Below are 25225 nucleotides of genomic sequence, written 5' to 3'. Positions count from 1 at the left end.
ACACAGAAGTGAAACATATAGCGCAAATTTCCATCCATTGTCATAGCGTTTTTGTTAAAAAAGTGTTTTTCAGACAACTTAGATTCAGAACACATAACAAGGAGGTGCGATCAATACGACGACAAAAACCTAGTCATATCATCTTAAACACTAACGTCACACCAGGTTACTAATCTGCTTAAGTGGAGTGCTCTGCAACTTAGCTCTCCTCCAGTTCATACCCTGACTTAATGTAGGTGGTTCCGCTTTGCTTTGGCGGTTACACTGTTCCTGCAAACAAAACAAGGAATGCAGACATGATTCAGAAAGGCCAATCTATACCAACCGCAACCCTCAGTGAACTAAGCGATGAGGGCATGATTACCCATAACACAGAGGAGCTTTTTGCAAACAAGCGAGTGGTGCTTTTTGCTGTTCCAGGCGCATTTACGCCAACCTGTTCAGAAGCTCATTTACCCGGTTACGTCGTACTTGCCGACAATATTAAAGCGAAGGGCATCGATATCATCGCATGTGTTTCAGTCAACGATGCTTTTGTTATGCAGGCGTGGGGAGAAGCACAAAATGCTAATGAAATTATGATGCTGGGCGATGGTGATGCGAGCTTTACAAGATCGCTGGGGCTCGAAATGGACACAGCGGCCTTCGGTGGGGTTCGTTCGCAGCGCTACGCTATGGTTATCGATAACGGTGTGGTGACTCAGTTACATGTCGAAGAACCTAAGCAATTTGAAGTGAGCAAGGCTGAGACGATTCTAGCGGCTCTTGAGTAACCGTTAACACTGCTAAGGGTTCAGGTTAGTCTATTCTGAACCCTTAGTAATGAGGCTTGTGGGGCGAGAGTCGTGCAACTCACTCAATATCAGAGGTTGGAAATCTTGCTTATAGTTTTGATAGATAAAACCGTATTCACTTCCAACCTTGAAGCCATTTAGCTTGGTGTTTCAACTCTTGCCAGTCAATCGAATATTCCTTTTTGGAGAGTATCGCTTCAATTTTGCAGGAGATCACTACACCATCGTCATCGAACTCAATGTCAGAAACCAAGAAGTGCTTTTCCCGATTAACCGGTTCTTTGGCAGTCCATTTGCTGTTAAGTAATTTAGCTGGGTTAATTCGATTCATATAGGTACAACACCGCTTAAAATAAGAAAAATAAGCCTTAGATACGCAGGTTCTATGGCATAAGTTCAGTCACATTTTGCGTTTGATCAGACAGTAACGTCTAGCCTCTTGTTATGTTGTCAGTGAAAGGTACAATCGCCACTCCTCCATAAAGACGAGCCAGCATGCTATTTAACAACGATATCGATGAGATGATTGGGTATTTAGAGCGATTCTGCAAAGCGCCGCATGTCCAAGCATTAGATAGTGTTTCAGATGAGCAGATCAACTTACTACTCGACTTCTTAGCACTCGCTCATAAGTTGAAATGTGATATCTACCCAACGAGAAACATCAACAGCGCCCACTTTATTGGCGTCGGCGTCTTCGCTCTTACACAGGAGCGAGCCCCTCAGGGCAACCTGTTTGTTAAAATTGAACAAAACCGAATTCACCTAGCATTCGAACTCGATCCTTGTCATGAAGACAACTTGTTAACGCCTATCCGAGTGATTGACGCACTTACTTATCTTGCTGAGCATTCAGGCGACGCTCTTCTGCCCGAAGACTACTGCCAGTAAATCCATGCAGCGCTTGTTCTGTGTTTAGGGCTATCCATCGACAATGGTTTCAGTATTCTACCCCAGTGGTAACGGACGAAGCTCCGCGTAGTCGGTCGTAATTTTTATCCCTTTATCGACTTTGATAAGGACACCATCACCGACGACTAATGTCGCGTCCTCTAGCACTACCTTTACGCTTCCTGTCACGACGGAAGCGGCTTCTGTCCCCCACAGTTCATCCGACTCGACTTCAAACGTCAAATCTTCAGGTACAAATATTTCTACATTGCCACTGAAGATCTGAGAGTCATTTTCATCAGATTGTTCTATCTGATCTGCGTTAATTTCAATCCCTGAAGCCATTGTAGGCTGAACAAAAAATAGTAGAGCGCTGACAAAAAAAACGACAATTGAAGAGCACAAAGCGGTGAGTTTCGTTTTGACATTTATCTTGGATGAGTTTTTAGGAGGCGCTTCGGGTAGCAGAAGTTGATTGACGTCTAATGCAAAACTTGCCGCCAATGCTTTTACTGTTTCCGGTGAACCTGTTCCTTCCTTCTCAACTCTTTGAATGGTTCTTAAACTTAAAGCACTGACATCAGCGAGATGTTGTTGGCTCCATGCCCTTGATTTACGTTCACTTGATATTTTTTTAGTGTTCACTTTCATGGTATGTCCAATATCGAATGGTTGAGACAAAAGCCTATAATTAAATTAGCATTTCTTATACGACAGTTTAATGCCAATCATGCGCCAAAGGGGTGACAAACGTTCTGGCTGAGCCACTGTCAGCATAATTCTCGTCATTGAACGCTATATCTCTTTACTCTGCTCTGCACATACAAGGCTGAGACATTTTGCCCTGAATATGGAGGTTTTTGCAAAAGTGGAGTGGGCTTATTCGTGGCGAGGAATGGCAACAGGCTGATGCGATGACTAAAGTGCGGTTGAAATCCAAGAGGGTAGAAGCCATGAATAACCGTAAAAAACGTGATTGTTCGATCAGATTTTTGGACTCAAGCGTTTTCTTGATGAGTTCGGTGGTATGTATTTATCAGCAAAAAATGCCAGTCAGTCAATACTGACTGGCATGATTGTTCAAGGTTGTGGGGGCCGTTAGTAGCTCGCTTGGACGCTCACACCGCTAAAGCTAGTGTAGCCATTAAGCATCACGTAGTAGCGACCGTTTTGAGTGTTAGACACTGTGCACGTTTCGCTGTTTCCGTAGCGGTAAGGACGGCAGTCCCAAGAGCTAGTTGTTGGTTTAGCACCAAAGCGAACATAGAGGTCAGCATCGCCTGAACCACCGCTAGTGGTGACAGTCAGAGTCTGACCGGCAGTCACGTCGATGAAGTAATGCTTTTGTTCACCGCTGCTACCGCTGATACCAGTGACTGGTTGGCCGTTAGTCAACTCACCCCCTGGATTCGGTGTGCCACAATCTGGGTCACAGCCACTGTCTGTTTGGCTGTATAGCAGCTTGTTGACGGTACCTTTAGTATCACTAACTTTGTTTGTGCTCGCACGTTCGCTGATCAGCGTTGATACTTGAGCTGGTGACAGAGTGTTGTTTTCTTGCAGATACAGAGCCGCGACACCTGCTACGTGAGGTGTTGCCATCGATGTACCACTAATGGTGCGGTAGCCACCATCGTACCAAGCTGATTTAATATTCGAACCGGGCGCAAACACGTCAACACAGCTACCCCAGTTAGAGAAGCTTGAGCGACTATCGCTGCTGGTTGTTGAACCGACCGTCACACCGCTCGCTTCGCGAGCTGGTGAGGAGTTACAAGCGTCAGCGTTGGAGTTACCAGCTGCAAGCATAAAGCTGACACCTGACTGAACCGCGCTGGCAACCGCTTGATCAAGAGCGGTTGAAACGCCCCCACCTAAACTCATGTTGGCCACCGATGGGCCAGAGGCGTTGGCAGCGACCCAATCCACACCGCCAATGACACCTGAAGTGGTACCAGAGCCACTACAGCTTAGTACACGTACACCGACGATATTGACGTTTTTCGCCACACCGTATTGAGCACCACCAATGGTGCCCGCTACATGAGTACCGTGACCGTTACAGTCAGTCGCGTCACTATCGTTGTCGACGAAGTCATAACCTGATCTTGCACGGCCACCGAACTCAGCGTGAGTGTTTGTCACACCAGTATCGATAACATAAGCTGTCACACCTGAACCGTCGTAGTTATAGGTGTAGCTGTTGCTGAGTGGTAAATCACGCTGATCGATGCGGTCTAATCCCCAAACAGGATTGCTTTGAGTGGCGTTCGCCGAGATAACAGGATCGAGCGAGATGATTTGGTCTTGTTCAATAAAGTCGACTTGTTGATCAGCACGCAGGGCTTTCAATTGTTCATCAGAAAGGGTAGCGACAAAACCACTTAACGAGCGGTCATAAACTTTATCGATTTTAAATGCATGTTGGCTAGCGAGACCAGACACAGTTTGTTGGGTAAACTGCTGAAGGGCTTGTTGATCGTTACTCATCGTCAGTGGTTGTTTTAGCACAACGATGTATTGATTTTTAATCGCAGATTTTGCCGACGCTGTCATTAAAGGCGCAAGCATTTGGTCCTCAGATGCAATGGCTCCTCCTTCGTTTTGTTGCGCAAGCCCCGCGGTTGAGACGACTGAAAGAGTCGAGGCGATACAACAACTTAATAATTTCTTAAACATACTGTCTTCCTTTGAATAGTAAAAGAGATTGTTGAACATGGCCTACTACAAACATCAAGCATGTTTACTGGGTTCTCGTTGTGCAAAGAGAACCTGATTACAATTTTCACACTATGCATCTATTCATTGAATTGCATATTGTTGTTTTAGTTAATCTATAAATATGCGCACGGTTTATAAAATTATTGAAATTGATATTTTACTATTTCTTGATTGGTGGGATAACAATCAAAGATGAGAGCTTTTGCTCTATGAGGTGAAATCTACGTGCTAAGGCAATAGTGATTTGTTTTGTATGAGTCATCAGCAGAAGGCCTCTGTTGGATAAGAGGCCTTAATTGAGCCTTAAATCAATTGTTCAGTATTTATCAACGGAACGCGTGCAGAGATGGCATGAAGGGCGATGTTATGAATCATTTCATCGGTGGTGGTGCAACAATCGGCCAGTACAGATACTTCATATTGCTCTGCTGCTTTGGAAATCGCTGTATGAGTCACGCAGTTTTGCGTCATCATGCCGCAAATAATCACTTCAGTTACCCCATGCTTTTTGAGCACATCGTCTAGCTCTGTTTGTTCAAAGCTGTCTGCGAAAGATTTAACCACAATATTCCCTTCTGGTGCACTCGCGAGGATCTCTGAGTGAATATCTGCACCTGTACTACCTTGGTTGAAAAAGGGTGCGATACCCATAGCAGGGTCTGCAATATGCTGAATGTGAATCACAGGAATCTGTTTCTGTTGGGCTTTTTAATCGCCGCTTTGATATTGGTTAACGTGTTCTCTGTGTTCCAAAGAGGAAATTTTCCGTTTGGAAAGTAGTCGTTTTGTAGATCGATGACGAGTAGTGCTTTCTGCCTCATGATGCCTCTCCTATTTGGTGTCGTTCAAATTGGAGTCATTATGGCGCTTTATTTTTGGCCTTTTTAGAGTCTAAAATGACATAAATAATGCTAAAAACGACATTGCATGCCTAAGATTAATATTGCCGTATTTAACTATCCTTTTGCTCTCAAATCGGCCGTGTTTGGTTTCGAAGAGCTTTTTCAACTAGCCAACCGAGTATGTCGTGAGAGTGAACTTGAGATTGAGTTCAACGTGCACATTGTTGAGGCGTGCAATATGCCTCCCAAGCAATTTGATGTCGTACTACTCCCGCCCAGCATTGACGCTCAGTTCTACCGAAAACCAGACACACCAAAGCTTGAGTGGTTGGTTGAGCAACATCGTCGTGGCAGTGTGATTGCGTCGGCGTGTGCTGGCGCGTTTATCTTGGCGGCGTCAGGGATTGTTGGACAAAGGGCTTTGACTACTCATTGGGGGCTAGCTGAGACCTTTAAGTCACAGTACCCGTCGCAGCCTACGGAGATAAATCAAATTCTAATTGATCATGGCGATGTGATTACAGCAGGCGGCATGATGTCTTGGTTGGATCTTGGACTGGAGTTGGTATCTAGGTATGCTTCACCACAAATCATGCGACAGCTGGGCAAGATGTTGGTCATAGATACTGCATCAAGAGAACAGAGGTTTTATCAGCAGTTCACGCCATCATTTTCTCATGGTGATATTGCAATTGTTGAAAGTCAGCACAGAATCAGTGCTCACTTTTCTCGGACAATGTCGGTAAAACAATTGGCTGTTGAAGCAAACTTGACCGAGAGAACGTTTCAGCGTCGATTTGTTAAAGCCACAGGTATGAATCCAAACCAGTATTTGCAGCGAGTACGAGTGCAGAAGGCTTGTGATTACCTCGAAGGTTCAACTCGTTCTTTTGAGTGGATTAGCCACCAGGTTGGGTATGAAAACGCCAGTGCGTGTCGTAAGGTGTTCAGTCAGATCATGGGGTTGACACCCAGCGAATTTCGTCGGCGTTTTAGACGATAAAAAAGCCCGCAGTGCAAGCATTGCGGGCTATTGAGTAATATGTGCTTATACCTTAAATCGATCCACCAGTTCGTAAAGCTCGTTGGCTCGTTGGTTTAGCTCTTGGCTTCCTGAACGGTTGTCATTGGCTAGTTCTGCGGATTGTGAGCTTTGGTCAGAAATGACGACTATGCGCTGCGAAATTTCTTGGCCGACGAGACTTTGCTCTTCGGTCGCGGTGGCAATCAGTGAGTTCATATCCATGATGGTGCCGATGGATTCCTGAATCTGAATCAGCGCCCGAGCAGCAGCATTGGCTTCTTCTACTGTACTGGCACCACGTTTCTGACTTGACTCCATGGCTTTTACTGCATCATCTGAGGCCGCTTTTAATTGTTCAATCATCTGATGAATCTCACCCGTACTGTCTTGGGTACGACTAGCCAGTTTACGAACTTCGTCGGCCACGACGGCAAATCCACGGCCCTGTTCACCGGCACGTGCGGCTTCGATCGCCGCATTGAGTGCGAGTAAGTTAGTTTGCTCGGCGATATCTTGAATCACTTCCAAAGAGGAGGAAATGTTTTGTACATCCCCTTCAAGGCGAGAGATAACACCATTCGCTTGGGAGACTTCTTCGGCCAGGGCTTCGACAGACTGCGCCGCAGAATTAACGATGTCTTGAGCTTCTTTGGCATTATCGTCGGCTTCCTTAGCTGAATGCGCGGCTTGGCTGGCATTATTCGAAATCTCGGATGCTGTTGTGGTCATCTCCGTCATCGCGGTGGCAACTTGCTCAGTCTCTTGACGTTGACCTGAAGCCAATTCATCGACTTTTGCGGCACGGCTTGACATATCGCTGGTCTCTGAGACGACCTGTTGACCAACATCACTGACGCTTCGAATGATGGTTTGCAGACTGGCGACAAAAGCATTGAAGTTTTTACTCAGTTGGGAAAACTCCGGAGCTTCAAAATCTTCCATACGGGCGGTCAGGTCAGCATCGCCGCTGGCAAAGGAACTGATCGAGGTATCGAACATTTCTAACGGCTTAAGGATGGTTCGGTTAACGGCGACGGCGAAGGCAGCAACGACGCCCGCAATCACGATACAGAATATAATGATGGCAGACAGGGTTTCTTGTAGTGCTTCTGTGGTCGCACTTTCCATTTCGGCCACAATGGCATCAATGTCGTCGGTGTAGAATCCTGTACCTAGCATCAAATCCCACTCAGGTATATATATCGAGTAACTCAGCTTGGGCAGTGCCTCGGTCTCGCCGGGTTTAGGGAAGTAATAAGTGGTGAACTCTCCTGTTTTGGCGTTACGAATCAGATCCTGAATTAGGTAATTACCGTGTTTGTCCTGCAGGTTCCAATAGCTATCGCCAATCCCTTCGCTACTGCTACCTTGGACTTTACGAATACCTTGGGAATTGTAGCCAAACACATAACCTGTCTTGCCGTATTCTAACGTTTTGAGGGTTGGGTAGGCGTCCTCTAGGCTTGCGCCTTTGTCAAGAAAAGGCCGGACGGCAGACTTTGCCATTTGAAGGTAACTTTTCAGTTCCGCTTTCTTCATGTTCATCATGTTAGTGCGGGTTACCTCAATCTGCTGATCGTTGAGTTCATTGGTTTTAACGTAAGTGAAACCAAGCATACCGATCGCAATTACCAGTAATGGAACAAGCGCCAAAATGTACAGGCGACTTCGAATAGTTAGACTCATACAAACATCCTGTCTTTCAAAAGGTATTGGCGTTTAAATATGACCAGAGAGGCTTCTGGCATGAAACGCCTGTTGTTATAAATTTGGTTCATGCCCCCTTGACTGCTCGGTTTGGTGACCAGTGAAGAGAACATAAACCAAACGTTTATTGTATAAGACTAGCCAATTTATCGAAGCAGGACTGTGAATCTCGATAGGTTAATTCGTGTTCGCTGACAGGTAAGATCTCTGTTTTATCGAAAACATTGACCAGAATCGCACTTTCTTTTTCCAGTCAGCCACTTAGAAATGGTGTATCGATTGTTTGCAAATCTGAGGTAACACCAATCTGCAACTGGACGGATGAGTTTCCAGCGTAATGGAGCGTACAGCCAGCCTTTTCCAACCAGCTTCCATGCGAGATAAGTGACATCTAAACCGAGCAGCAGTGTTCCGTTATTATCAACGGCATGAAGAATTTTAGACGCTTGTTTTGCGTCGATCTCAGGGTAATTGAGGAAGTTTTCGGAGTGGATATCAACGAGCAATAAATGTTGCTCGCCATCGTAATGAGCTAAATGTTCCATCTCTTTCACACACAATGGACAGGTACCATCGTAGAAAATCGTAAGTTGAGTCATAGGCTTATCCTTTTTTATCTTCTACGTATGAGTGGCTTGATTGATCAGCCACTGGTGCTTATAAATTGGTGTGCTTATCGGCTTGGCTTGCGGGCGTTATCGCTGTCGTCATAGAAACAATTGCCAGCGGTAAAAGGTGTTTAAACATAGGCAAACTCAATCTATCTGTATATTTAATATGCTGACTCAATATTGACATAAAAACCGCCTTTTCGCGTAAAGTTGCGCCTCGAAAGGAGACCTGACTATGAAAATCATCCCGCTGCTCAAGCAGCCGCGCATCCAATAAGCGTTGTTTAGCTGAACGTCTAAACAACGCCACGAAATTCGTTCCGTGGCAAATCTGAATGATGCATTGAGGATTTTGTCATGCCACAAAAACATTGGTCGACATTTCAGTTACTGCATAAAGTAGTGCAGAACAAAAACATTCATATCAAGGGGACTCATAGCTACTACAGCGATTGTTGGGATAACGGTTTTGAACAGTCCGTCGTCCGCTACTTGCATGGGGACGAAATCAGCAAGCAATGGCAGCCGAGATGGGATATTGATCAGCTCTATATCGGTGACTATGTTTGCATTGCAGCAGAAGCCGTTATTCTGATGGGTGGGAATCACAACCATAGAACAGACTGGTTTTGTCTCTATCCGTTTTTGGAAGAGGTTGAGCGCTCTTATCAAGGTAAAGGCGATACTGTCATTGATGACGGAGTATGGATAGGCATGCGTGCCATGATCATGCCGGGCGTGACCGTAGGTGAAGGTGCGGTTGTCGCGGCCAACAGTGTTGTGACCAAAGATGTGGAACCATACGCGATTGTCGGTGGAAATCCTGCCAGATTGGTTAAATATCGTTTTGCCCCTGAGCTAATAGAGAAGCTGGTGGCGCTGGAAATTTACCAATGGCCTGAAGAGAAATTTGCGGCGATGCGTAAATATCTGACTCAACCAGACTTCGAGTTGCTCGAAAAAGCCATCAAAGATTACGACCAAAAACACGGCTAACGACTAAAATTAGGGCAGCGAGTCAGCTTGTGCTACACTCGCCGCCCTTTTCTGTTTCAATGAGATCAATACCATGAGTACTAAGCAAGAACTTCAAAACCTTCACAATCGTCTGGACAAGTGTCAGCGTAAGCTGGATGCGGCGAAATCTCGTGGTGATCAGGAAATGGTGACTAAGTTCACTGACGAAGCAGATAAACTAAGCAAAAAAATTCACGTGATGAAAAGCAAACAGAAATACGACATGAACAAAGAGCGTAAGAGCTTGATCGACATGCCGTTCTCACGTGCAATTACTAAAGAAGAACAAGCAGACATGGGTAAGCTGAAAAGGTCAGTCAAAGGTCTAATCGTGGTTCACCCAATGACTAAGCTGGGTAAAGAGCTGAGACTTGAAGTCATGACTGGTTACGCACCGAAAAAATTCTGATTTCCAGATAACAAAAAAGCGCCGTAAGGCGCTTTTTTGTTATTGCTTTCTGTTATTGAGGGAGGCTTAGTGAATATCGAGTTTGCTAAGCAATGATGGATACCCCCAACCATTTTCTCCGGCTTTAACGTCATCTCCAGTCAGATATTGATACAGAGTCGGAGCCAGAGAGCCGTTCTCCTCACTACTCAGTGGCGTAGCTTGTTTGCCAATTGGAGCGCCCCAAAATCCGATAAAGGCGTCCTTCTCCAAATAGCTTTCACCCGCATGGCGACCCGGTACTTTCGTGTTGTAGCCAATCCCTACCCGAGGGAACAAATTCACTGTGCCTGCTCGTGGTTCGGCGTAAAGCTTGGCGAGTTGTACGACTGAATCAGGCCTCGGCGTAAATTGGGTCAGTTCGCGCCATTGCATTTCATCACACCAGCTTTGTGGGTTGTTGATGTCTGCTCGATTGACACATTGATTGACCAACTGAGCAAACGTCTCAAGCTGTGCTTGGTTTGGAGCAGGAAGATAAGGGTTGAGTTTGTTGACTTCCAGTAACGCCGTTTTGCTATTGGCTTGGTAGAAATAGCGTTCTCCTTGTTTGATGATGAGCTCATCGATTCGTTTGCCGTCACGCTGAGCGACCAAACGTACCTGACACTTTGTCTCATCACAGGTTGATTCTCTGACGGCTAGATAGTCGAGACTGTCTGCCAGCTTTTCTACTGACTCGGCAATGATGTCGAGCTTTTTCCCTTGTGGTGCATTGACTGGTGTCCAGTTGGTCAGCTCCGAATAGACAGGTTGTGTTTGCCAACCCGATTGCGAATTAAACATATCCATCATGAAGTTACCGCCAGCGGTAGAGGCGACCACCACATCAACACCTTGGTTACTCGGATAATTTAATGCATTGGTGATCTTTGGTCCTTCGCCTTCATCCGATGAGATTTTCTTGATCACTAGAGGGTAGTCGAGTGATGCCGAAAGTGGCTCAAAGATCGCTTTCTCTGGATTTAACGTGTAGTAGACCGGAGATAGACCATGGTCCCCCGCCATTCCCCAGAGTGTCTGCTGGTAAATGCCAGCGTCCTTGTACGCTTGTTCAATTTGACGTATCCAGTAATCGAGGCGGTTGAGTTCCCCGGTTGGCATAATGATTTCATCGCTAAAAGGACCAACAAAGTGGGCAAAGTGATCTGGCCACGGATTGTAGATCAGGGCGTAATCTGGCATACCTTGTCCATCTAGCTCTGTATAACTCGCGATGTCCTGTTCAATCTTCCATTTGCGGGTTAGCTTGGTGTAAAAGTCCCATAGCGGTATCTCTTGATAGCTTTGAATATTGTCGATGAGGGACTGACGCTGTTTCGTTAACACGTTTTCCACTTCGGCTCTTTCATTCAGCTCTCTCAAACAACGTTTCTCACCAAAGTCACGCAGTGCTTCGCCAGCGCCAAGGTTAACCAGACCGTCGTAGCTGGTATGTGCATTCCAGTCATATTGGGCGTTACAATTCAGGGTTTTCAGGTGAACCAGTCGGTCAAACATCGTCTGAACCTGATTGACCTGCATTAAGCGATCGAGTTGAAGAGCATCATTACCAAAGAAGTAATAGGCTCTGTCTTCGTTACGGTCGACAAAGTGGAAATTCGGAATTCCTGTTCCTTGTTCGCCAGACACTTTTGCCCCTGTTTTGATGATAGGCAGGTTTCTTACGCTGATCGTCGGTGTGGATGAGATTCCGACCCGAGCAATGGAGTCGGTATGGTTTTGGTAAAGTCGTTTGAAGAACGGTAAGTAATAAGGGTCACGATACGTTTGTTCTGATAGAACCTGAAGAAAACGCATGGATTGAACGTGTTCTGGGCTACTTGTTGCGACAGGGCTACCGAGCTCAGTACTCTTAAGATGTTGCTGGTAAGCGTGGGAGAGAAAAGGTTTATCTGGATCAACCAGTCCTTCGATTAACCCTTGTTGCAACCCGTCGACCGTTACCTGAACAGCGAAGCGGCGGTTCTGCTGTGACTCGAGAAACTCAATGGCTTGTTGAGGGTGATGGTCAAACGCGTTTTGTAGCCAGTCATTGAGACGTTCTTGTCTCTCATCCTGATAGACAAACTGGCGATAGGCTTTCAGCACATTGAGACGCACAAAATCAACTAAGGTAATGGTTAACGCTTGCGCTTTATTATTCGGTTCGCTGGCTCTGTCGGCAGCACCATCGGCCACAATACCGAGTATGGTCTGTTTCATGTCGCCATCTTCCATCCCCGTAGCGGCTTGCTGCATGATCCCGACCACGATAGGTTGAATCTTGGCGACCAATGCTAAATCATCAGGTGATTGGGTCAGATAGGTGTATTGCTCAGGCAGGCGGTCCATATCTTGCCATTCGCCAATCTGAACCAAAGCATCATATACGGTCACCATGGCCGCCATAAACTGACCATTAATTTGGATACCTTCCTGGTGAGCCTGATCTTTGGCGTGCTGTTTAGGCTCTTTTTTCACCTTCTCTGCTAGTGCAAAGAGCGAATGCTCAAAGCCTTTCAGAGCTTGTTTGTCATACACCGTTTGCAGGTAGGCTTTAAATTCATCGTCACTGCTTATTCCTGTGTAGCGATCGTAGAACTGATAAAGAAAATAGCCGAGAGGAATGGAATAAGTCGGATCGGCAAGTTGTGTCATGACCCGGCTTTTCGTGCTTACATCAAGTGGTAATGTCAGTAGGTAGGTCTCTAGAGTGAGGCCGCCAATGGTAAACAGGGTCATATCGCGAGTAAAGCGCGTCGAGTAGGACAATGACGAGGTGATTTGATTTTTCAGCACTTCTGTTGAATTAAATAGCCCACCGATCACTGGGGTATCACCGATATCGGCGTAAGCCGAGCTCATAGGAGTAAGTGCTGCCATCATTGCCGCAGGAAGAAGCCGTTTTCTCAACCAAGCCATTGTTTATTATCTCTTTCATCATGCTGATGATTTTCATTCTGGCAGGCTTATGGGAGAGTGCAATAACAGTCTGACCAAAGCCTGTATTTGATAGCGTCATAATGTGACTTGGTTCCAGTTGTCGTGGCTGTTAGGTATTGGTTTCTTGTCAGTCATCGCCTACTTCAGATGAATTTACAATGTAAACCCTAAAGAGGTTGATAGTGGAAACTATCCTCTATAATCACTTTTTATCATGATAAATATGATTTAAAGTGATTTTAATTCATCTTTGATTGGTTCTACCCTAATCGCTGTCCAGATGATATTTAAGAGAGATGACTATGAGCCAAAAAAACCTTCGTATAGTGCCTATCGCTGCGGAACATGACACAAATATCTGCCAGATAATCAAGCAGGTCGGCAAAGAGTATGGCGCTGTAGGTGAAGGGTTTGGGCCGTCTGATGCTGAAGTCGACAATATGAGTCAGCATTATCATGAACAGAACCGGAGCTTGTACTTAGTTGCGCTCTTAGATGACAAGGTGGTTGGGGGATGTGGCGTTGCGCCTTTTGGGCAAGACGAGCAAACGTGTGAATTGAAGAAGCTGTTTTTACTCAAAGAGAGTAGAGGGCTTGGCTTGGGCAAAACTTTGTCGTTGGCCTGTTTAGAGTTTGCCAAGCAACAAGGTTTTGGACGCTGTTATTTAGACACTTTGTCCAATATGTCTGCGGCGGTGCGACTCTATGAGAGTTTAGGTTTCGAGCACCTCACTGCGCCGTTAGAAGGCACCGTGCACAACGGCTGCGATGTATGGATGCTTAAGTCTTTATGATTCTAAGAAGGTGATATGAATAACTACAAACTGCTGCGCCCATTGTTGGTACTGCTCCAAACTCGTAGCTTGACCGAGGCTGCACTGCAGCTCAACGTCACTCAGTCAGCGATGAGCCGAACCTTGAGCCAGATAAGAACAGCCTTTGATGACCCGATTTTGATTCGTGAAGGCAAACAGTTTGTAGTCAGTGCCAAAGGCCAGCAGTTACTCGCTCAACTGCCTGAGTTGATTGGGTCATTAGATGAGCTTTATGCGGTGGAAGCATTTTTGCCTCACGCTTGTCAACGAGAGTTTAGGCTGGCCTACACGGCATTTTTATCTGAATCGAGTGTGCCTCTGGTGTCTTCTGAACTGCTTAGATTGGCCCCAAATGCAGGGGTAAATGGAGAGCTGTGGCAAGATCAGCATGTCAGCGTTCTCGGTGACAGCCTGATTGATGTACTGGCGACCACACTCGACTACTTTCCTGAGAATATCTACGGCAAAAAATTACTTGAAGACCAATATGTAGTACTGATGTCTGGTAATCATTCATTGGCTGAAGCTAGCCTTGAACTGGATGATTATTTTAGTGCTCCCCATGTGATGGTGCATGGTATGCGAGAGATGCGTCAGTATGTGGGCGAGCAGTTCGAACAGCGCAAGGTTCAGCGTAAGGTGATTGCCAGAGTGCCATCGTTCACTGCGGCAATGGAATTAGTCTGTCAGAGTGCTGCACTGGTTACCGCCCCTTTGCATCTGGCGGGCTACTTCGCCAATCGATTTGATTATGTTGTGAAACCATTGCCTTTCGACTTACCTAAGCATAGTTACTATCTGCTGTGGCACAGTCGACATCAAAAAGATCCTGCCCATCGATGGTTTAGAGAGCAGAGTTTTGCGGCATTACAGCGGCATTTGAAACTGATGCACGCGATGGGTGCGGAGCAGATGTAAAAAAGCCCTGATAGTCAGGGCTTTTTGCTGTGAGTGATAACCTAGTATCAATAACCCATTAATTGTAATAGGTTTTCAGCAGTTTTTATCGCCTCTTTTCGGTTGGCGATATTGAGCTTCTGATATAGGTTACGGATATGGGTTTTGATGGTGGTGCCTGCCACGTCCAATTCCTGAGCAATTTGCTCGTTACTGAAGCCAGAATAGATCAATCCGAGTACTTGCCATTCTCTCTGGGTTAGAGGACTGGTGCGGACCAGCTCTGGAATGTTTGGATGGTTTACTAACTTCTCAACAAACTCCTCATCAAAATGCACGGAGCGGCTGCGCTGAGTCGTCGATATATCCTTGAGGAGCTGTTGAGCACGGTGTCGTTCAAGATCAGCCAACTCATTTTTGTTGACCAGCTTTTCTAGAACATGGCCGATCTTGCCACCTTCCACCAAGAAGTTACCCAAAATACCGGTCTGATTCGTCAGTTCTAAGGCTTGTTTGAGCAATAATTTCGCGCGCTGTTCATCTTGCTGTACCGTTGCCAATACGGCTTCGACGATTAGGTTGCGATTATTGTCTGTGACTAGGCTGTTGAGATTGGCTTGCTCTTGCAGGAATTTCAGCGTTTGAGCTGCCTCTTCAAACATGCCTAGGTTGATCTGTGCACGTGAGATGTTCCGCCATTGAAGCTGGGTAAAGTGGTTACACGCTTTTTCTGGGCGAGGTGTGGTTTCCAGCCAATGTTGAATGGCTTCCATATCGCCTCGTGCCTGCCAGAACAGAATCAAAGACAACGAAGCGTTAGCCGTCCAGTCAACATGGTAGGTAGACTGCTTCTGTAGGTGAACAATTTGCTCAATGAACTTGCTGGCTTTGTCCAGCTCACCACGACCAATAGCGATGCGCGCCAGCATAGAGTAGCTATGTAGGTGCTTACTTGGGCTGTGATTGCCGAGTACATCAAGCCCTTTGTACGCACACTCTTCGGCTTCATCGAGACGATTCCAGCACCAGAAAATCTGTGCACGAATACGTAGCAAAAACTCATGCATTGGAACTTGCTGCAACTGCTGTTCTTCGATGAGCTTGAAGGCATTTTCCTGTACTTCAAAGGCCGCTTGAACATAGCCTTGAGCAATCAGAATTTCGCTTTGCTGCAGCATTGCCCACAACGCCTGATGGTAAACTTGATACTGCCTCGCTAGCTTCTCGGTCTGCTGCATCATAGGTAATGCACGGCTCAAATGACCCAGTACATGGTTTACTTCACCAACAACAGACGTAGCCACGATGCGGCTTCGGTAAACCGTACTATCAAGTTGCCCTAGTGACAATTCAGCCAGTTCGAGTGCCTTCTCTGGTTCGTTTTGGTTTATGGCTACCTGAGCGCGTAAGGCGTTAAACTCGCCTTGCTCTTTGGTGCTCAGTGTTACATTGAGCGCCTCCATTTGCTCATCCGCCTTGGACAGTAGATCGCCAACATCGTTGTATCTGTGTTGACTTTGCGCTAACCATGCTTGAAGCATGCACAATTTCGGCTCGCTGTAGAGCTGTTCAGGGGCGAGGGTGTTGATCGCTTTCTCTACCGTCTGCAATTCGCCACCATTGAACATTTTCCAACCAGATTGACTCAAGATGTCAGCAGTAAGCTGGCGATTGCCGGCTTTTTGCGCATGCCGAAGTGCTTGATGCGGAGAAGATAAGTTTAACCATGCTTTAGCCGCGGTTTGATGCAGTTCTTGCTCTTGCTGAGGAATACGTGCTGAGCGCTCATGGGATAAAAATTCAGCAAATAGATTGTGGAAGCGGTACCAGTTCTGCTCACCTTCAAGCGGGTGGATAAACAGACCATAGCGATTGAGTGACTCAATCATACTTAGGGCATCATCACGCTTTGTCAGAGCTGATACTAACACATCATTGAAGTGATCAAGGACAGAGCATTGCAGCAGGAACAGGCGTGTTTCTGGATCCAATAGGTCAAACACCTCTTCCACCAGATAATCCCATAGATGAGCGTGGTTAAACTGTGAGAACGACTCGGCAGATTGTGCCAGTGTTTTATGTTGATGCTGCGCTTGAAGTGCGATCAACTGTAGTGCAGAAGGCCAGCCTTCTACGTAGTTTCTCAAGTTGTCAGCAGTGATATCATCAATCCCATCAGCGATTCGTTGGTTAAAGAATCGGGTGGTTTCTTCGGTATCGAATGCCAGCAATTCGTCGCTGATCTCTATCATCAGGTCGCGGACACGTAAGTTTGCCGTACCAAGCGGCGGTGTCGCACGGCTGGTGACAACCAGCGTGAGATTGTCAGGCATGTGTTTGAGGAAAAAACGGATGGCCTCATGAATTTCATCGTTGGAGATAAGATGATAGTCATCCAGAACCAGATAACACTCTTGATGGAAATTGGCGAACTCGGCAAAGACTTCACTAAAAAGAGAATGAAGTGATGAAAACTGGCGCTTTTCTGCCAGCTTCTGAGAATTTGGGCAGGCGTTGTGTGTCGCCTTGTTCAATGCCTTTAGCAAGTAATTGATAAAACGGAATGAGTCGTTGTCGCTTTCATCAATACTGTACCAGCCCGTATTGGCTTTATCAGACAACCACTGCGAAGCCATTGTCGTTTTTCCGTATCCTGCTGGCGAGCGGAATAGTACCAGTTTGTAGCAGGGGGCTTGCTGTAATAAATCGAGAACTCTTGGGCGGACAATTGCGTTGTGTAAGCGTCCCGGACGGGTTAATTTCGAAGGAATCCACATCTTCTTTTCCCTGTTCTTAAACACTCTTGAATTCAGATTCTATTATCCAGATTCTATTCAGAGTGTGTGGATGAAAACTTAGTCAGTTAGACCTAATGACAGGGATGTTACTTGAGAACAATAGCGACAGTTATTGATCAACCACCAGATTTTCGCGTATTTCACACTTTCCCTATCTCTACGCCCTATATTTGTGATTATTGTCACTTTATGTTGATTTTATAAGTAAGGGTTATCGCTTCTTCTGCACCAAAAATAATGAAAGTTGCGTAAACAACCCCCTCAATATGTGATCGGATATGCATATTGATTATTTTATTGAGAATCACAACACCTAACCTTCATACATCAGCGCTAAGGTGAAACCCGTTGATGGTGTGATCTTTATCACCAGAGCTAAGGTGTGGACTCGCTTGATTTGAGAGTTAGATCACTGAGGTTCTGGTCATACGCCCTCTACGCCCTGCATCCTCCTCCTAACAAGCCGTGTAGCTGGGAGGATGTTTTGGTTGTCGTGTCAATGCACGATATGTCTCAGATGGATTAAACCCAATAAGTGAGATTTCTCTAATGAAACCTACGCAACAGAAAAATTTTGATAAGGCGTCATTTCAAGCAAGCGTCAAGAAACATTTGACCGCGACTTACGCTACGACGGTCGAAAAAGCCGAAAGCCGTGCATGGTATTTGGCAATGGGCCGAGCTCTGGCTGAGCAGACAACATTTGATATGCTGCAAACTGAGCAGGATGACAAAATCCTTAACGCAAAAAGCGTTAACTACTTATCTCTTGAGTTCTTGATTGGCCGCTTGACGGGCAACAACCTGATTAGTCTTGGCTTATATGAGCAAGTTACGGCAGCAATGGAAGAGATGGGGCAAAATTTAACAGACCTGCTTGAAGAAGAACGTGACCCATCATTGGGCAATGGCGGTTTGGGTCGTCTGGCTGCGTGTTTCATGGATTCACTAGCGGCACAAGAATTCCCAACGGTGGGGTATGGCCTTCACTATGAATATGGTCTGTTTAAGCAATCGTTCCAAGAAGGTCACCAGCAGGAAGCGCCGGACGCATGGCGTTGTGTAGAAGGTTACCCATGGGAAATCGCACGCCCTGAATTAGCTCAGGAAATTGGTTTTTATGGTCACGTTGAAGTTTACCGTGAGGACGGCAAAGAGAAGCGTCGTTGGGTTCCGGGTATGTCTGTAAAAGCGATGCCGTGGGACCTGCCAATTGTGGGTTACGAATCTGATACCGTTTACCCACTGCGCCTCTGGGAATGTCAGGCGATTGCACCATTCTCTCTCGCTAGTTTTAACAATGGTGATTACTTCGAAGCTCAGCACTCGCTGATAGACGCAGGCAATATCACCAAAGTCCTTTACCCGAACGACAACCATGAGAAAGGTAAAACGCTGCGTTTGATGCAGCAATACTTCCACTCGGCTGCATCAGTACGTGACATTCTTCGTCGTCACGAACAAGCTGGCCACACACTGGCGTCACTTCCAAAATACGAAACCATCCAGCTCAACGATACGCACCCGACGATCGCGATTCCTGAATTGATGCGTATCCTGATCGACGAAAAAGGTCTCGGTTGGGATGAAGCTTGGGATATCAGCTCAAAGACGTTTGCTTACACCAACCACACCTTGCTTCCAGAAGCATTGGAAACGTGGAGTGAGTCTCTGATCCAACGTCTGCTGCCTCGTCATATGGAGATTATTTACCACATCAACCACCTGTTCCTACAGGAAGTGCGTCAGAAGTGGCCGGGTGATGTCGCAAAACAGCAGAAACTGTCGATCATTCAAGAAGGCTTCCACCGTATGGTGCGTATGGCGAACCTGTGTGTTATCGGCTCTTACGCGGTGAATGGTGTGGCTGCACTGCACTCTGAACTGGTTAAGCGTGATTTGTTCCCTGAATTTGATGAGCTGTATCCAACTCGTCTGCACAACGTGACCAACGGTATCACGCCACGTCGTTGGCTGAAATTCTGTAACCCGGGTTTGTCTGCACTGATTTCTGACAAAATTGGTACGGAATGGCCAGCGAAACTGGAGCAGCTAGAGCAAATCGCTAAGTTTGCGGATGACGCGAAGTTCCAGAAAGAATTCATGGCAGTGAAGAAAGAGAACAAACAGCGTCTGGCGGACTGGGTGTCTGAAAACATGGGTATCGAACTTGATACCAACGCAATTTTCGATGTCCAGATCAAGCGTTTGCACGAGTACAAGCGTCAGCACTTAAACATGCTACACATTCTGTCACTCTACCATCGTTTACTGAACGATCCTGATTTCGATATGGCGCCACGAGTTGTGTTCTTCGCAGCAAAAGCGGCACCGGGTTACCACTTAGCGAAAGAGATCATCTATGCAATCAATAAGATTGCTGAGAAGGTTAACAACGATCCTCGTATTGGCAACAAGCTGAAAGTCGTCTTCATTCCTGATTACCGCGTTAGTATGGCAGAAATCATCATTCCAGCTGCTGACGTATCAGAGCAAATCTCTACGGCCGGTAAAGAAGCGTCAGGTACAGGTAACATGAAGATGGCACTAAATGGTGCACTAACTATTGGTACGATGGATGGTGCGAACGTAGAAATTCGTGAAGAAGTCGGTGACGACAACATTTACATCTTTGGTCTAGAAGTGGACGGTGTTGAAGCGCTGCGAGCTCAAGGCTACAACCCATTTGAGTATTACCACGCAGACCCGCTACTAAAAGCGTCTCTAGAGCTGCTACTGGGTGAAGAGTTTACACCGGGTGAACCAGGTAAATTACGTGCGACCTACGACAGCTTATTGGATGGTGGTGACCCATATCTATGTTTGGCGGACTTCGCATCCTATGTCAAGGCGCACGAGGATATGGACAAGCAGTATCGTGACCAGGCCGGATGGGCGAAGAAAGCGATTCTAAATACGGCACTGGTTGGCAAATTCAGTTCAGACCGATCTATTCGCGATTACGTCAATAACATCTGGAAACTGGAAGCCGTTAAACGCTAGTTTCTAACAACAAAGCCAAGGCTGTGAAGCCTTGGCTCTCTTACGTTACCTATTAATAAAAACCCTACATTTTGAAGGTATTTAGTCCTTCGGAGAGAGCGATGAAACAACAATACGCATTACAACAAGTCGCCGAAATGGCAAGAATTGCCGACAGCTACGTTAGCGCGTGGGGAGATGAGGCAAAAGTAGACGAAGAAACCATTCGCTATTTATTGAGATCTTTAGGCTACGACACGACGAATGATGACACTCTTCTGCAATCAGCAGAGAAAAAACACAAGAAAGACGTACTAGATTCTGTGCTGGTGGTGCGTGATGGCGAGCCAGTAGAAGTTGCACTTAATCTGGGCGCAAGTGCCCGTGAAAGCGAGTTCAGCTGGCGTTTAGATACTGAGCAGGGAGAGGTACTTGAAGGCTATCTTCAGTCTCAAATCGTTCGTGACGAGCGTAAAGAGGGTGGCCCTTTAGTGTTTGCATTACCGAATGATTTGGCTTGGGGTTACCACAAGCTGACCATTATTCGTAAGCGTCGTAAATCCCCTTATGAAATGGCTCTGATTGTCACGCCAAAATCTTGCTATAAGCAAGAGGAAATCGATGCTGGCAAAAAAATGTGGGGACCGAGTGTTCAGCTATACACCTTACGCACTCAGCACAACTGGGGCATTGGTGACTTCGGTGATCTAAAACAACTGGTGGCTGATATTGCTTCCCGAGGAGGAGATTTTGTCGGCCTGAACCCGATCCATTCACTCTTCCCTGCAAACCCAGAAGGGGCCAGCCCTTACAGCCCATCTTCACGACGTTGGCTGAATATCATGTATATTGATGTCAGTTCTGTTCCTGAGTTTGCATTGAGTATTGAAGCGCAGCAACGTGTCGGCAGCGCGGAATTCCAGCAGCGTTTACAAAAAGCTCGCGAATCGCATTGGGTGAATTACACTGAAGTGGCTGATCTAAAATTGAGCGTTTTGCCACTGCTGTTCAGTGAATTTAAAAAGCGTCACTTGGATAAGAACACTGAGCGTGCTCAAGCTTTCTTAGCCTTTGTTGAAGAAGGTGGCGACAGCCTAGTACATCAAGCGGCGTTTGATGCTCTGCATGCTTCCCTGCATGCTGAAAATTCCAACATCTGGGGTTGGCCGGTTTTCCCTGACGAGTATCGTCGTTTTGAAAATACCGCGGTTCAGAAGTTTATTGAGCAGAACCTTGATCAAGTGCATCTCTACATGTACTTGCAGTGGGTCGCAGATATCCAAATTAATGAAGCTCAGGCATTGGCGGAAGAGAAAGGCATGTCTGTTGGCTTGTACCGTGACTTAGCGGTTGGTGTCGCCGATTCTGGGGCGGAGACTTGGGCAGATGACGGTAACCTTGTGATGGATGCCAGCATTGGTGCTCCACCTGATGTACTTGGCCCATTGGGACAAAATTGGGGTCTGCCGCCATTGAACCCACAAGTGCTTCAGGAAACCAGTTACGACGCATACATCAAATTGTTGCGTGCCAATATGAAGCATTGTGGTGCGCTGCGTATTGACCATGTTCTTGGCCTACTGCGACTGTGGTGGATTCCAAAGGGTGAAAACGCAACAAAAGGCGCCTACATCTACTACCCAGTAGAAGACATGCTCGCGATCTTGGCACTTGAATCTCACCGTCACCAGTGCAGTGTGATTGGTGAAGACCTAGGCACAGTGCCCGATGAGATTGTAGAACTTCTCCGTGAAGCGGGAGTGCATTCTTACAAGGTATTTTTCTTCGAAACGTCTGAAGACGATGGCGGTTACATTTCGCCCGCTCATTATGCGAATCAATCGATGTCTGCTCTGTGTACGCACGACATGCCGACATTGCGTGGTTTCTGGCATTGTGATGATCTTAAAATGGGTGAAGAGCTGGGTTTGTACCCAGATGCCGAGCAACTTAAAGGTTTGTTCACAGACCGTTTAGAGAGCAAACAGGGTATTTTGGACTCAGTCGCTTGGCATGGTTATCTTCCTGAAGGGGTTGGCCGAGATGCGCAGTATGTCCCTATGGACTCGTATCTTGCAGAAGCACTGCAATTGCATGTTGCAGCGGGTGCTTCAACATTGTTGAGTGTTCAGCTTGAAGACTGGTTGGAAATGGATAAGCCAGTCAATATTCCTGGTACCGTTGAGGAATACCCAAACTGGCGTCGTAAATTGTCGATGAACCTAGATGAAGTGTTTGCTCAGGAAGGGGTAAACCGCATTGCTTATAAGCTGACAGAAGTGCGTGCTAAGGTCAGCAAATAACAGGATCTTATCTCGAATAACATAGAAAAATATCGACTCTATCACTCTATGTGAAACAGGAATTCGGTAGACTTTCATAATGCTATATTAAGCCCGCATCCATTAGCGGGCTTTGTTTTATAAACCAAAAGCTGTTTACGTTGCGCCTCGATTTCAACGCTGTTAAATCCGCGTTCCTGTCCGCAATTATCTACCTCAAAATGTAAGCAGACTTTCGGAGTTTTTTAGAAAGTTAGGTTAGGGAGAGAATAACTTGAAAGCTTCAACACTAGACAAAAAAACCAGAGTGTATAACCAACTTTCACACGCGTCGTATGCGGATCCCTTTTCGTTTATTGGACCTTTTCTGGAACCGGAACACGGTGCACTTCGGGTATGGATGCCTGGGGCCGACAAAGTGGAACTGGTCATTGAAGGCGAAGAACGCGTTGAACTAGAGCGTGAAGAAGCGTCTGGTTTTATTCTGCAGCAGCAACGCGATCTGAAACTTACCCATTACCAGCTCGCTGTTGACTGGGCAGGGGAAGTACAACTGATCGATGATCCCTATCAGTATCATGCTATTTACGCAGAGTACGATGACCTGCATACGCCGAAAGATATGTACCATCACATGGGCGCGCAGTTTGTGACGATTGAGCGTGATGGCAAATCGATCTCGGGCATTCGTTTCCTCGTTTATGCACCCCATGCTTCAGCTTGTAGCTTAGTCGGCGAGTTTAACCAGTGGGATGGCCGACGCACGCCGATGCAGCGTCTCGACTATGGTATCTGGGGTATTTTCATCCCGGGTCTGGAAGAAGGGACTCAGTATAAGTTTGAGCTAAAAGGGCCAAACGGCGAAGGGCTACCGCATAAGGCAGATCCTTGGGGAGCGTATGCAGAACAGTACCCTTCCTTTGCCTCGGTGACTTATGATCACGCCCGCTACGACTGGCAGGATAATCAGTGGCAAAATCGACCAGTCACGGAAAAGCGGAAGGAAGCATTGTCATTTTATGAGCTTCACGCGGGCTCATGGCGTCGCAATGATCATGGCGATTTCTTGAACTACCGTGAATTGGCTGATCAGCTTATTCCTTATCTGGTCGATATGGGTTATACCCATGTTGAATTGATGCCGGTCTCTGAGCACCCTTTCTACGGCTCTTGGGGCTATCAGCCCGTTGGGTTGTTTGCACCAACAAGTCGATTCGGTTCGCCGGATGACTTTAAATATTTCGTTGACCAGTGTCACCAAGCTGAAATTGGTGTGGTACTAGACTGGGTTCCGGCTCATTTCCCTTCCGACGATCACGGGCTGGCCAATTTCGATGGAACACCGCTTTTCCATGATCCGGATCCACGCCGTGGTTGGCATCAGGATTGGAATTCCTACATATACGATTTAAGCCGTGAGCACGTTCGCCGCTTCTTGGTCTCCAATGCCTTGTACTGGTTTGAACAATTCCATATTGATGGTATTCGAGTTGATGCTGTCGCCTCTATGCTCTACCTTGATTATTCTCGTAGCCACGATCAGTGGATTCCCAATGTCGATGGCGGTAACGAAAACTACGATGCGATTGCGACTCTTAAATGGATGAATGAGGAAGTATATAAATATTTCCCGAACGCGATGACCATTGCAGAAGAATCAACGGCTTTCCCCGGCGTTTCTGCTCCGACATTCATGGGGGGACTCGGTTTCGGTTTTAAGTGGAACATGGGCTGGATGCACGATTCTTTGCAATACATTAAGGAAGATCCTGTCCATCGAAAGTACCATCACGACACCATTACATTCCCAATGGTATACGCTCACAGTGAAAACTATGTCCTGTCTTTGTCTCATGATGAGGTGGTATACGGTAAAGGTTCGATTCACAATAAGATGCCGGGTGATGAATGGCAACAGACGGCTAACTTACGTGCTTATCTTGGTTACATGTATGCTCAACCGGGTAAGAAGCTCAACTTTATGGGTGCTGAAATTGGTCAGACGGCGGAGTGGAATCATGACGATCAGTTACAATGGTTCCTGCTGGAGTTTGAACGCCACCAAGGTGTGCAAGCACTAACTCGCGATCTCAATAACTTGTATACCTCTGAATGCGCGATGCATGAACTGGATTGCGAACCACGCGGCTTTGAGTGGCGTCTGCAAGATGCAGCAGAATCATCGATTTTAGCTCATGAACGATTGAGTGATAACGGAGAGCGGATCCTTATCATCACCAACTTTACCCCTGTTCCGCATGATACTTTCCGTTTAGGTGTGCCATTGGCTGGTGAATATGAGTTGTTGCTCAACACTGATGATGATAGGTATTACGGTAGTGGTTATGCCGTCAAGCATTCAGTGAGAACGGAAGAGGTTGAAAGCGAAAGTCAGTCTCAGTCGTTATCTCTTAGCTTACCGCCACTGGCAACGGTGTTCTATAAACTTAAATAATGTTACATCAGTAACA

18 protein-coding genes and 1 pseudogene are annotated in these 25225 nt (G+C 46.5%); 10 read left to right on the top strand and 9 right to left on the bottom strand.

Going from position 1 to position 25225, the window contains the following annotated elements:
- The first annotated feature begins 296 nt into the window (after positions 1 to 296).
- Entirely contained in the window at positions 297 to 773 is a 477-nt protein-coding gene (locus KW548_20075) for a peroxiredoxin (GenBank protein ID QXX09342.1), read from the top strand.
- Positions 774 to 909: 136 nt separating this feature from the next.
- On the opposite strand, the gene KW548_20070 is transcribed toward KW548_20075, so the two are convergent.
- The gene (locus KW548_20070) at positions 910 to 1125 is read right to left on the bottom strand and encodes a TIGR02450 family Trp-rich protein (GenBank protein ID QXX09341.1); all 216 of its coding nucleotides are present in this window, start codon (positions 1123 to 1125) and stop codon (positions 910 to 912) included.
- 164 nt (positions 1126 to 1289) lie between these two features.
- Here KW548_20070 and KW548_20065 point away from each other — a divergent pair, with 164 nt between their 5' ends.
- Positions 1290 to 1685, top strand: a complete 396-nt coding sequence (locus tag KW548_20065) for a hypothetical protein (protein ID QXX09340.1) — start codon at positions 1290 to 1292, stop codon at positions 1683 to 1685.
- 57 nt (positions 1686 to 1742) lie between these two features.
- Here KW548_20065 and KW548_20060 read toward each other — a convergent pair whose 3' ends face one another.
- From KW548_20060 to KW548_20050, 3 genes and pseudogenes are all read right to left on the bottom strand, one after another.
- Complete coding sequence (locus KW548_20060; protein QXX09339.1) at positions 1743 to 2336, bottom strand: helix-turn-helix transcriptional regulator; 594 nt, start codon at positions 2334 to 2336, stop codon at positions 1743 to 1745.
- A 447-nt stretch (positions 2337 to 2783) separates the two neighbouring features.
- Complete coding sequence (locus KW548_20055; protein ID QXX09338.1) at positions 2784 to 4364, bottom strand: S8 family peptidase; 1581 nt, start codon at positions 4362 to 4364, stop codon at positions 2784 to 2786.
- A 345-nt stretch (positions 4365 to 4709) separates the two neighbouring features.
- A pseudogene (locus KW548_20050) lies at positions 4710 to 5227 on the bottom strand (cysteine hydrolase).
- Between the two features lie 106 nt (positions 5228 to 5333).
- Here KW548_20050 and KW548_20045 point away from each other — a divergent pair.
- Positions 5334 to 6251 carry a helix-turn-helix domain-containing protein gene (locus KW548_20045; protein ID QXX09337.1) on the top strand — a complete coding sequence of 306 codons (918 nt, stop codon included), beginning with the start codon at positions 5334 to 5336 and terminating at the stop codon, positions 6249 to 6251.
- A gap of 45 nt (positions 6252 to 6296) precedes the next feature.
- On the opposite strand, the gene KW548_20040 is transcribed toward KW548_20045, so the two are convergent.
- The 3 genes from KW548_20040 to KW548_20030 all read right to left on the bottom strand — a co-directional run bounded on the left by KW548_20040 (position 6297) and on the right by KW548_20030 (position 8900).
- Positions 6297 to 7958: a cache domain-containing protein gene (locus KW548_20040; protein ID QXX09336.1), complete on the bottom strand. Its 1662-nt coding sequence runs from the start codon at positions 7956 to 7958 to the stop codon at positions 6297 to 6299.
- A 233-nt stretch (positions 7959 to 8191) separates the two neighbouring features.
- Entirely contained in the window at positions 8192 to 8578 is a 387-nt protein-coding gene (locus KW548_20035) for a DUF393 domain-containing protein (protein QXX09335.1), read from the bottom strand.
- Positions 8579 to 8636: 58 nt separating this feature from the next.
- On the bottom strand, positions 8637 to 8900 hold the full coding sequence (locus KW548_20030; protein ID QXX09334.1) for a hypothetical protein: 264 nt from the start codon (positions 8898 to 8900) through the stop codon (positions 8637 to 8639).
- A 47-nt stretch (positions 8901 to 8947) separates the two neighbouring features.
- On the opposite strand from KW548_20030, the gene KW548_20025 reads away from it, so the two are divergent.
- On the top strand, positions 8948 to 9586 hold the full coding sequence (locus KW548_20025; GenBank protein ID QXX09333.1) for a CatB-related O-acetyltransferase: 639 nt from the start codon (positions 8948 to 8950) through the stop codon (positions 9584 to 9586).
- Positions 9587 to 9659: 73 nt separating this feature from the next.
- A complete protein-coding gene (locus tag KW548_20020) occupies positions 9660 to 10016 on the top strand; it encodes a YibL family ribosome-associated protein (GenBank protein QXX09332.1) in 357 nt (118 codons plus the stop codon).
- 66 nt (positions 10017 to 10082) lie between these two features.
- Here the strand turns inward: KW548_20020 and KW548_20015 are convergent, their stop codons facing one another.
- A complete protein-coding gene (locus KW548_20015; GenBank protein ID QXX09331.1) occupies positions 10083 to 12959 on the bottom strand; it encodes an alkaline phosphatase family protein in 2877 nt (958 codons plus the stop codon).
- 323 nt (positions 12960 to 13282) lie between these two features.
- Here KW548_20015 and KW548_20010 point away from each other — a divergent pair, with 323 nt between their 5' ends.
- Entirely contained in the window at positions 13283 to 13774 is a 492-nt protein-coding gene (locus KW548_20010) for a GNAT family N-acetyltransferase (protein QXX09330.1), read from the top strand.
- A gap of 15 nt (positions 13775 to 13789) precedes the next feature.
- Entirely contained in the window at positions 13790 to 14713 is a 924-nt protein-coding gene (locus tag KW548_20005) for a LysR family transcriptional regulator (GenBank protein ID QXX09329.1), read from the top strand.
- 47 nt (positions 14714 to 14760) lie between these two features.
- On the opposite strand, the gene malT is transcribed toward KW548_20005, so the two are convergent.
- Positions 14761 to 17469 carry an HTH-type transcriptional regulator MalT gene (gene malT / locus KW548_20000; protein QXX09328.1) on the bottom strand — a complete coding sequence of 903 codons (2709 nt, stop codon included), beginning with the start codon at positions 17467 to 17469 and terminating at the stop codon, positions 14761 to 14763.
- A 570-nt stretch (positions 17470 to 18039) separates the two neighbouring features.
- Between malT and KW548_19995 the strand changes: the two genes are divergently transcribed.
- From KW548_19995 to glgB, 3 genes are all read left to right on the top strand, one after another.
- Entirely contained in the window at positions 18040 to 20493 is a 2454-nt protein-coding gene (locus tag KW548_19995) for a glycogen/starch/alpha-glucan phosphorylase (protein ID QXX09327.1), read from the top strand.
- Between the two features lie 101 nt (positions 20494 to 20594).
- The gene (gene malQ, locus KW548_19990) at positions 20595 to 22775 is read left to right on the top strand and encodes a 4-alpha-glucanotransferase (protein QXX09326.1); all 2181 of its coding nucleotides are present in this window, start codon (positions 20595 to 20597) and stop codon (positions 22773 to 22775) included.
- A gap of 253 nt (positions 22776 to 23028) precedes the next feature.
- Entirely contained in the window at positions 23029 to 25209 is a 2181-nt protein-coding gene (glgB, locus tag KW548_19985) for a 1,4-alpha-glucan branching protein GlgB (GenBank protein QXX09325.1), read from the top strand.
- The last annotated feature ends 16 nt before the right edge of the window (positions 25210 to 25225 follow it).

This window comes from Vibrio neptunius (assembly GCA_019339365.1).
In the GTDB taxonomy this organism is placed as follows: Bacteria; Pseudomonadota; Gammaproteobacteria; order Enterobacterales; family Vibrionaceae; genus Vibrio; species Vibrio neptunius.
This window is presented reverse-complemented; position numbering and strand designations above follow the sequence as displayed.

What these genes read in the sequence shown, in the direction of transcription:
- KW548_20075 (QXX09342.1), top strand. Translation starts at nt 297, where the DNA reads ATGATTCAGAAAGGCCAATCTATACCAACCGCAACCCTCAGTGAACTA.
- KW548_20070 (QXX09341.1), bottom strand. Translation starts at nt 1,125, where the DNA reads ATGAATCGAATTAACCCAGCTAAATTACTTAACAGCAAATGGACTGCC.
- KW548_20065 (QXX09340.1), top strand. Translation starts at nt 1,290, where the DNA reads ATGCTATTTAACAACGATATCGATGAGATGATTGGGTATTTAGAGCGA.
- KW548_20060 (QXX09339.1), bottom strand. Translation starts at nt 2,336, where the DNA reads ATGAAAGTGAACACTAAAAAAATATCAAGTGAACGTAAATCAAGGGCA.
- KW548_20055 (QXX09338.1), bottom strand. Translation starts at nt 4,364, where the DNA reads ATGTTTAAGAAATTATTAAGTTGTTGTATCGCCTCGACTCTTTCAGTC.
- KW548_20045 (QXX09337.1), top strand. Translation starts at nt 5,334, where the DNA reads ATGCCTAAGATTAATATTGCCGTATTTAACTATCCTTTTGCTCTCAAA.
- KW548_20040 (QXX09336.1), bottom strand. Translation starts at nt 7,958, where the DNA reads ATGAGTCTAACTATTCGAAGTCGCCTGTACATTTTGGCGCTTGTTCCA.
- KW548_20035 (QXX09335.1), bottom strand. Translation starts at nt 8,578, where the DNA reads ATGACTCAACTTACGATTTTCTACGATGGTACCTGTCCATTGTGTGTG.
- KW548_20025 (QXX09333.1), top strand. Translation starts at nt 8,948, where the DNA reads ATGCCACAAAAACATTGGTCGACATTTCAGTTACTGCATAAAGTAGTG.
- KW548_20020 (QXX09332.1), top strand. Translation starts at nt 9,660, where the DNA reads ATGAGTACTAAGCAAGAACTTCAAAACCTTCACAATCGTCTGGACAAG.
- KW548_20015 (QXX09331.1), bottom strand. Translation starts at nt 12,959, where the DNA reads ATGGCTTGGTTGAGAAAACGGCTTCTTCCTGCGGCAATGATGGCAGCA.
- KW548_20010 (QXX09330.1), top strand. Translation starts at nt 13,283, where the DNA reads ATGAGCCAAAAAAACCTTCGTATAGTGCCTATCGCTGCGGAACATGAC.
- KW548_20005 (QXX09329.1), top strand. Translation starts at nt 13,790, where the DNA reads ATGAATAACTACAAACTGCTGCGCCCATTGTTGGTACTGCTCCAAACT.
- malT (QXX09328.1), bottom strand. Translation starts at nt 17,469, where the DNA reads ATGTGGATTCCTTCGAAATTAACCCGTCCGGGACGCTTACACAACGCA.
- KW548_19995 (QXX09327.1), top strand. Translation starts at nt 18,040, where the DNA reads ATGAAACCTACGCAACAGAAAAATTTTGATAAGGCGTCATTTCAAGCA.
- malQ (QXX09326.1), top strand. Translation starts at nt 20,595, where the DNA reads ATGAAACAACAATACGCATTACAACAAGTCGCCGAAATGGCAAGAATT.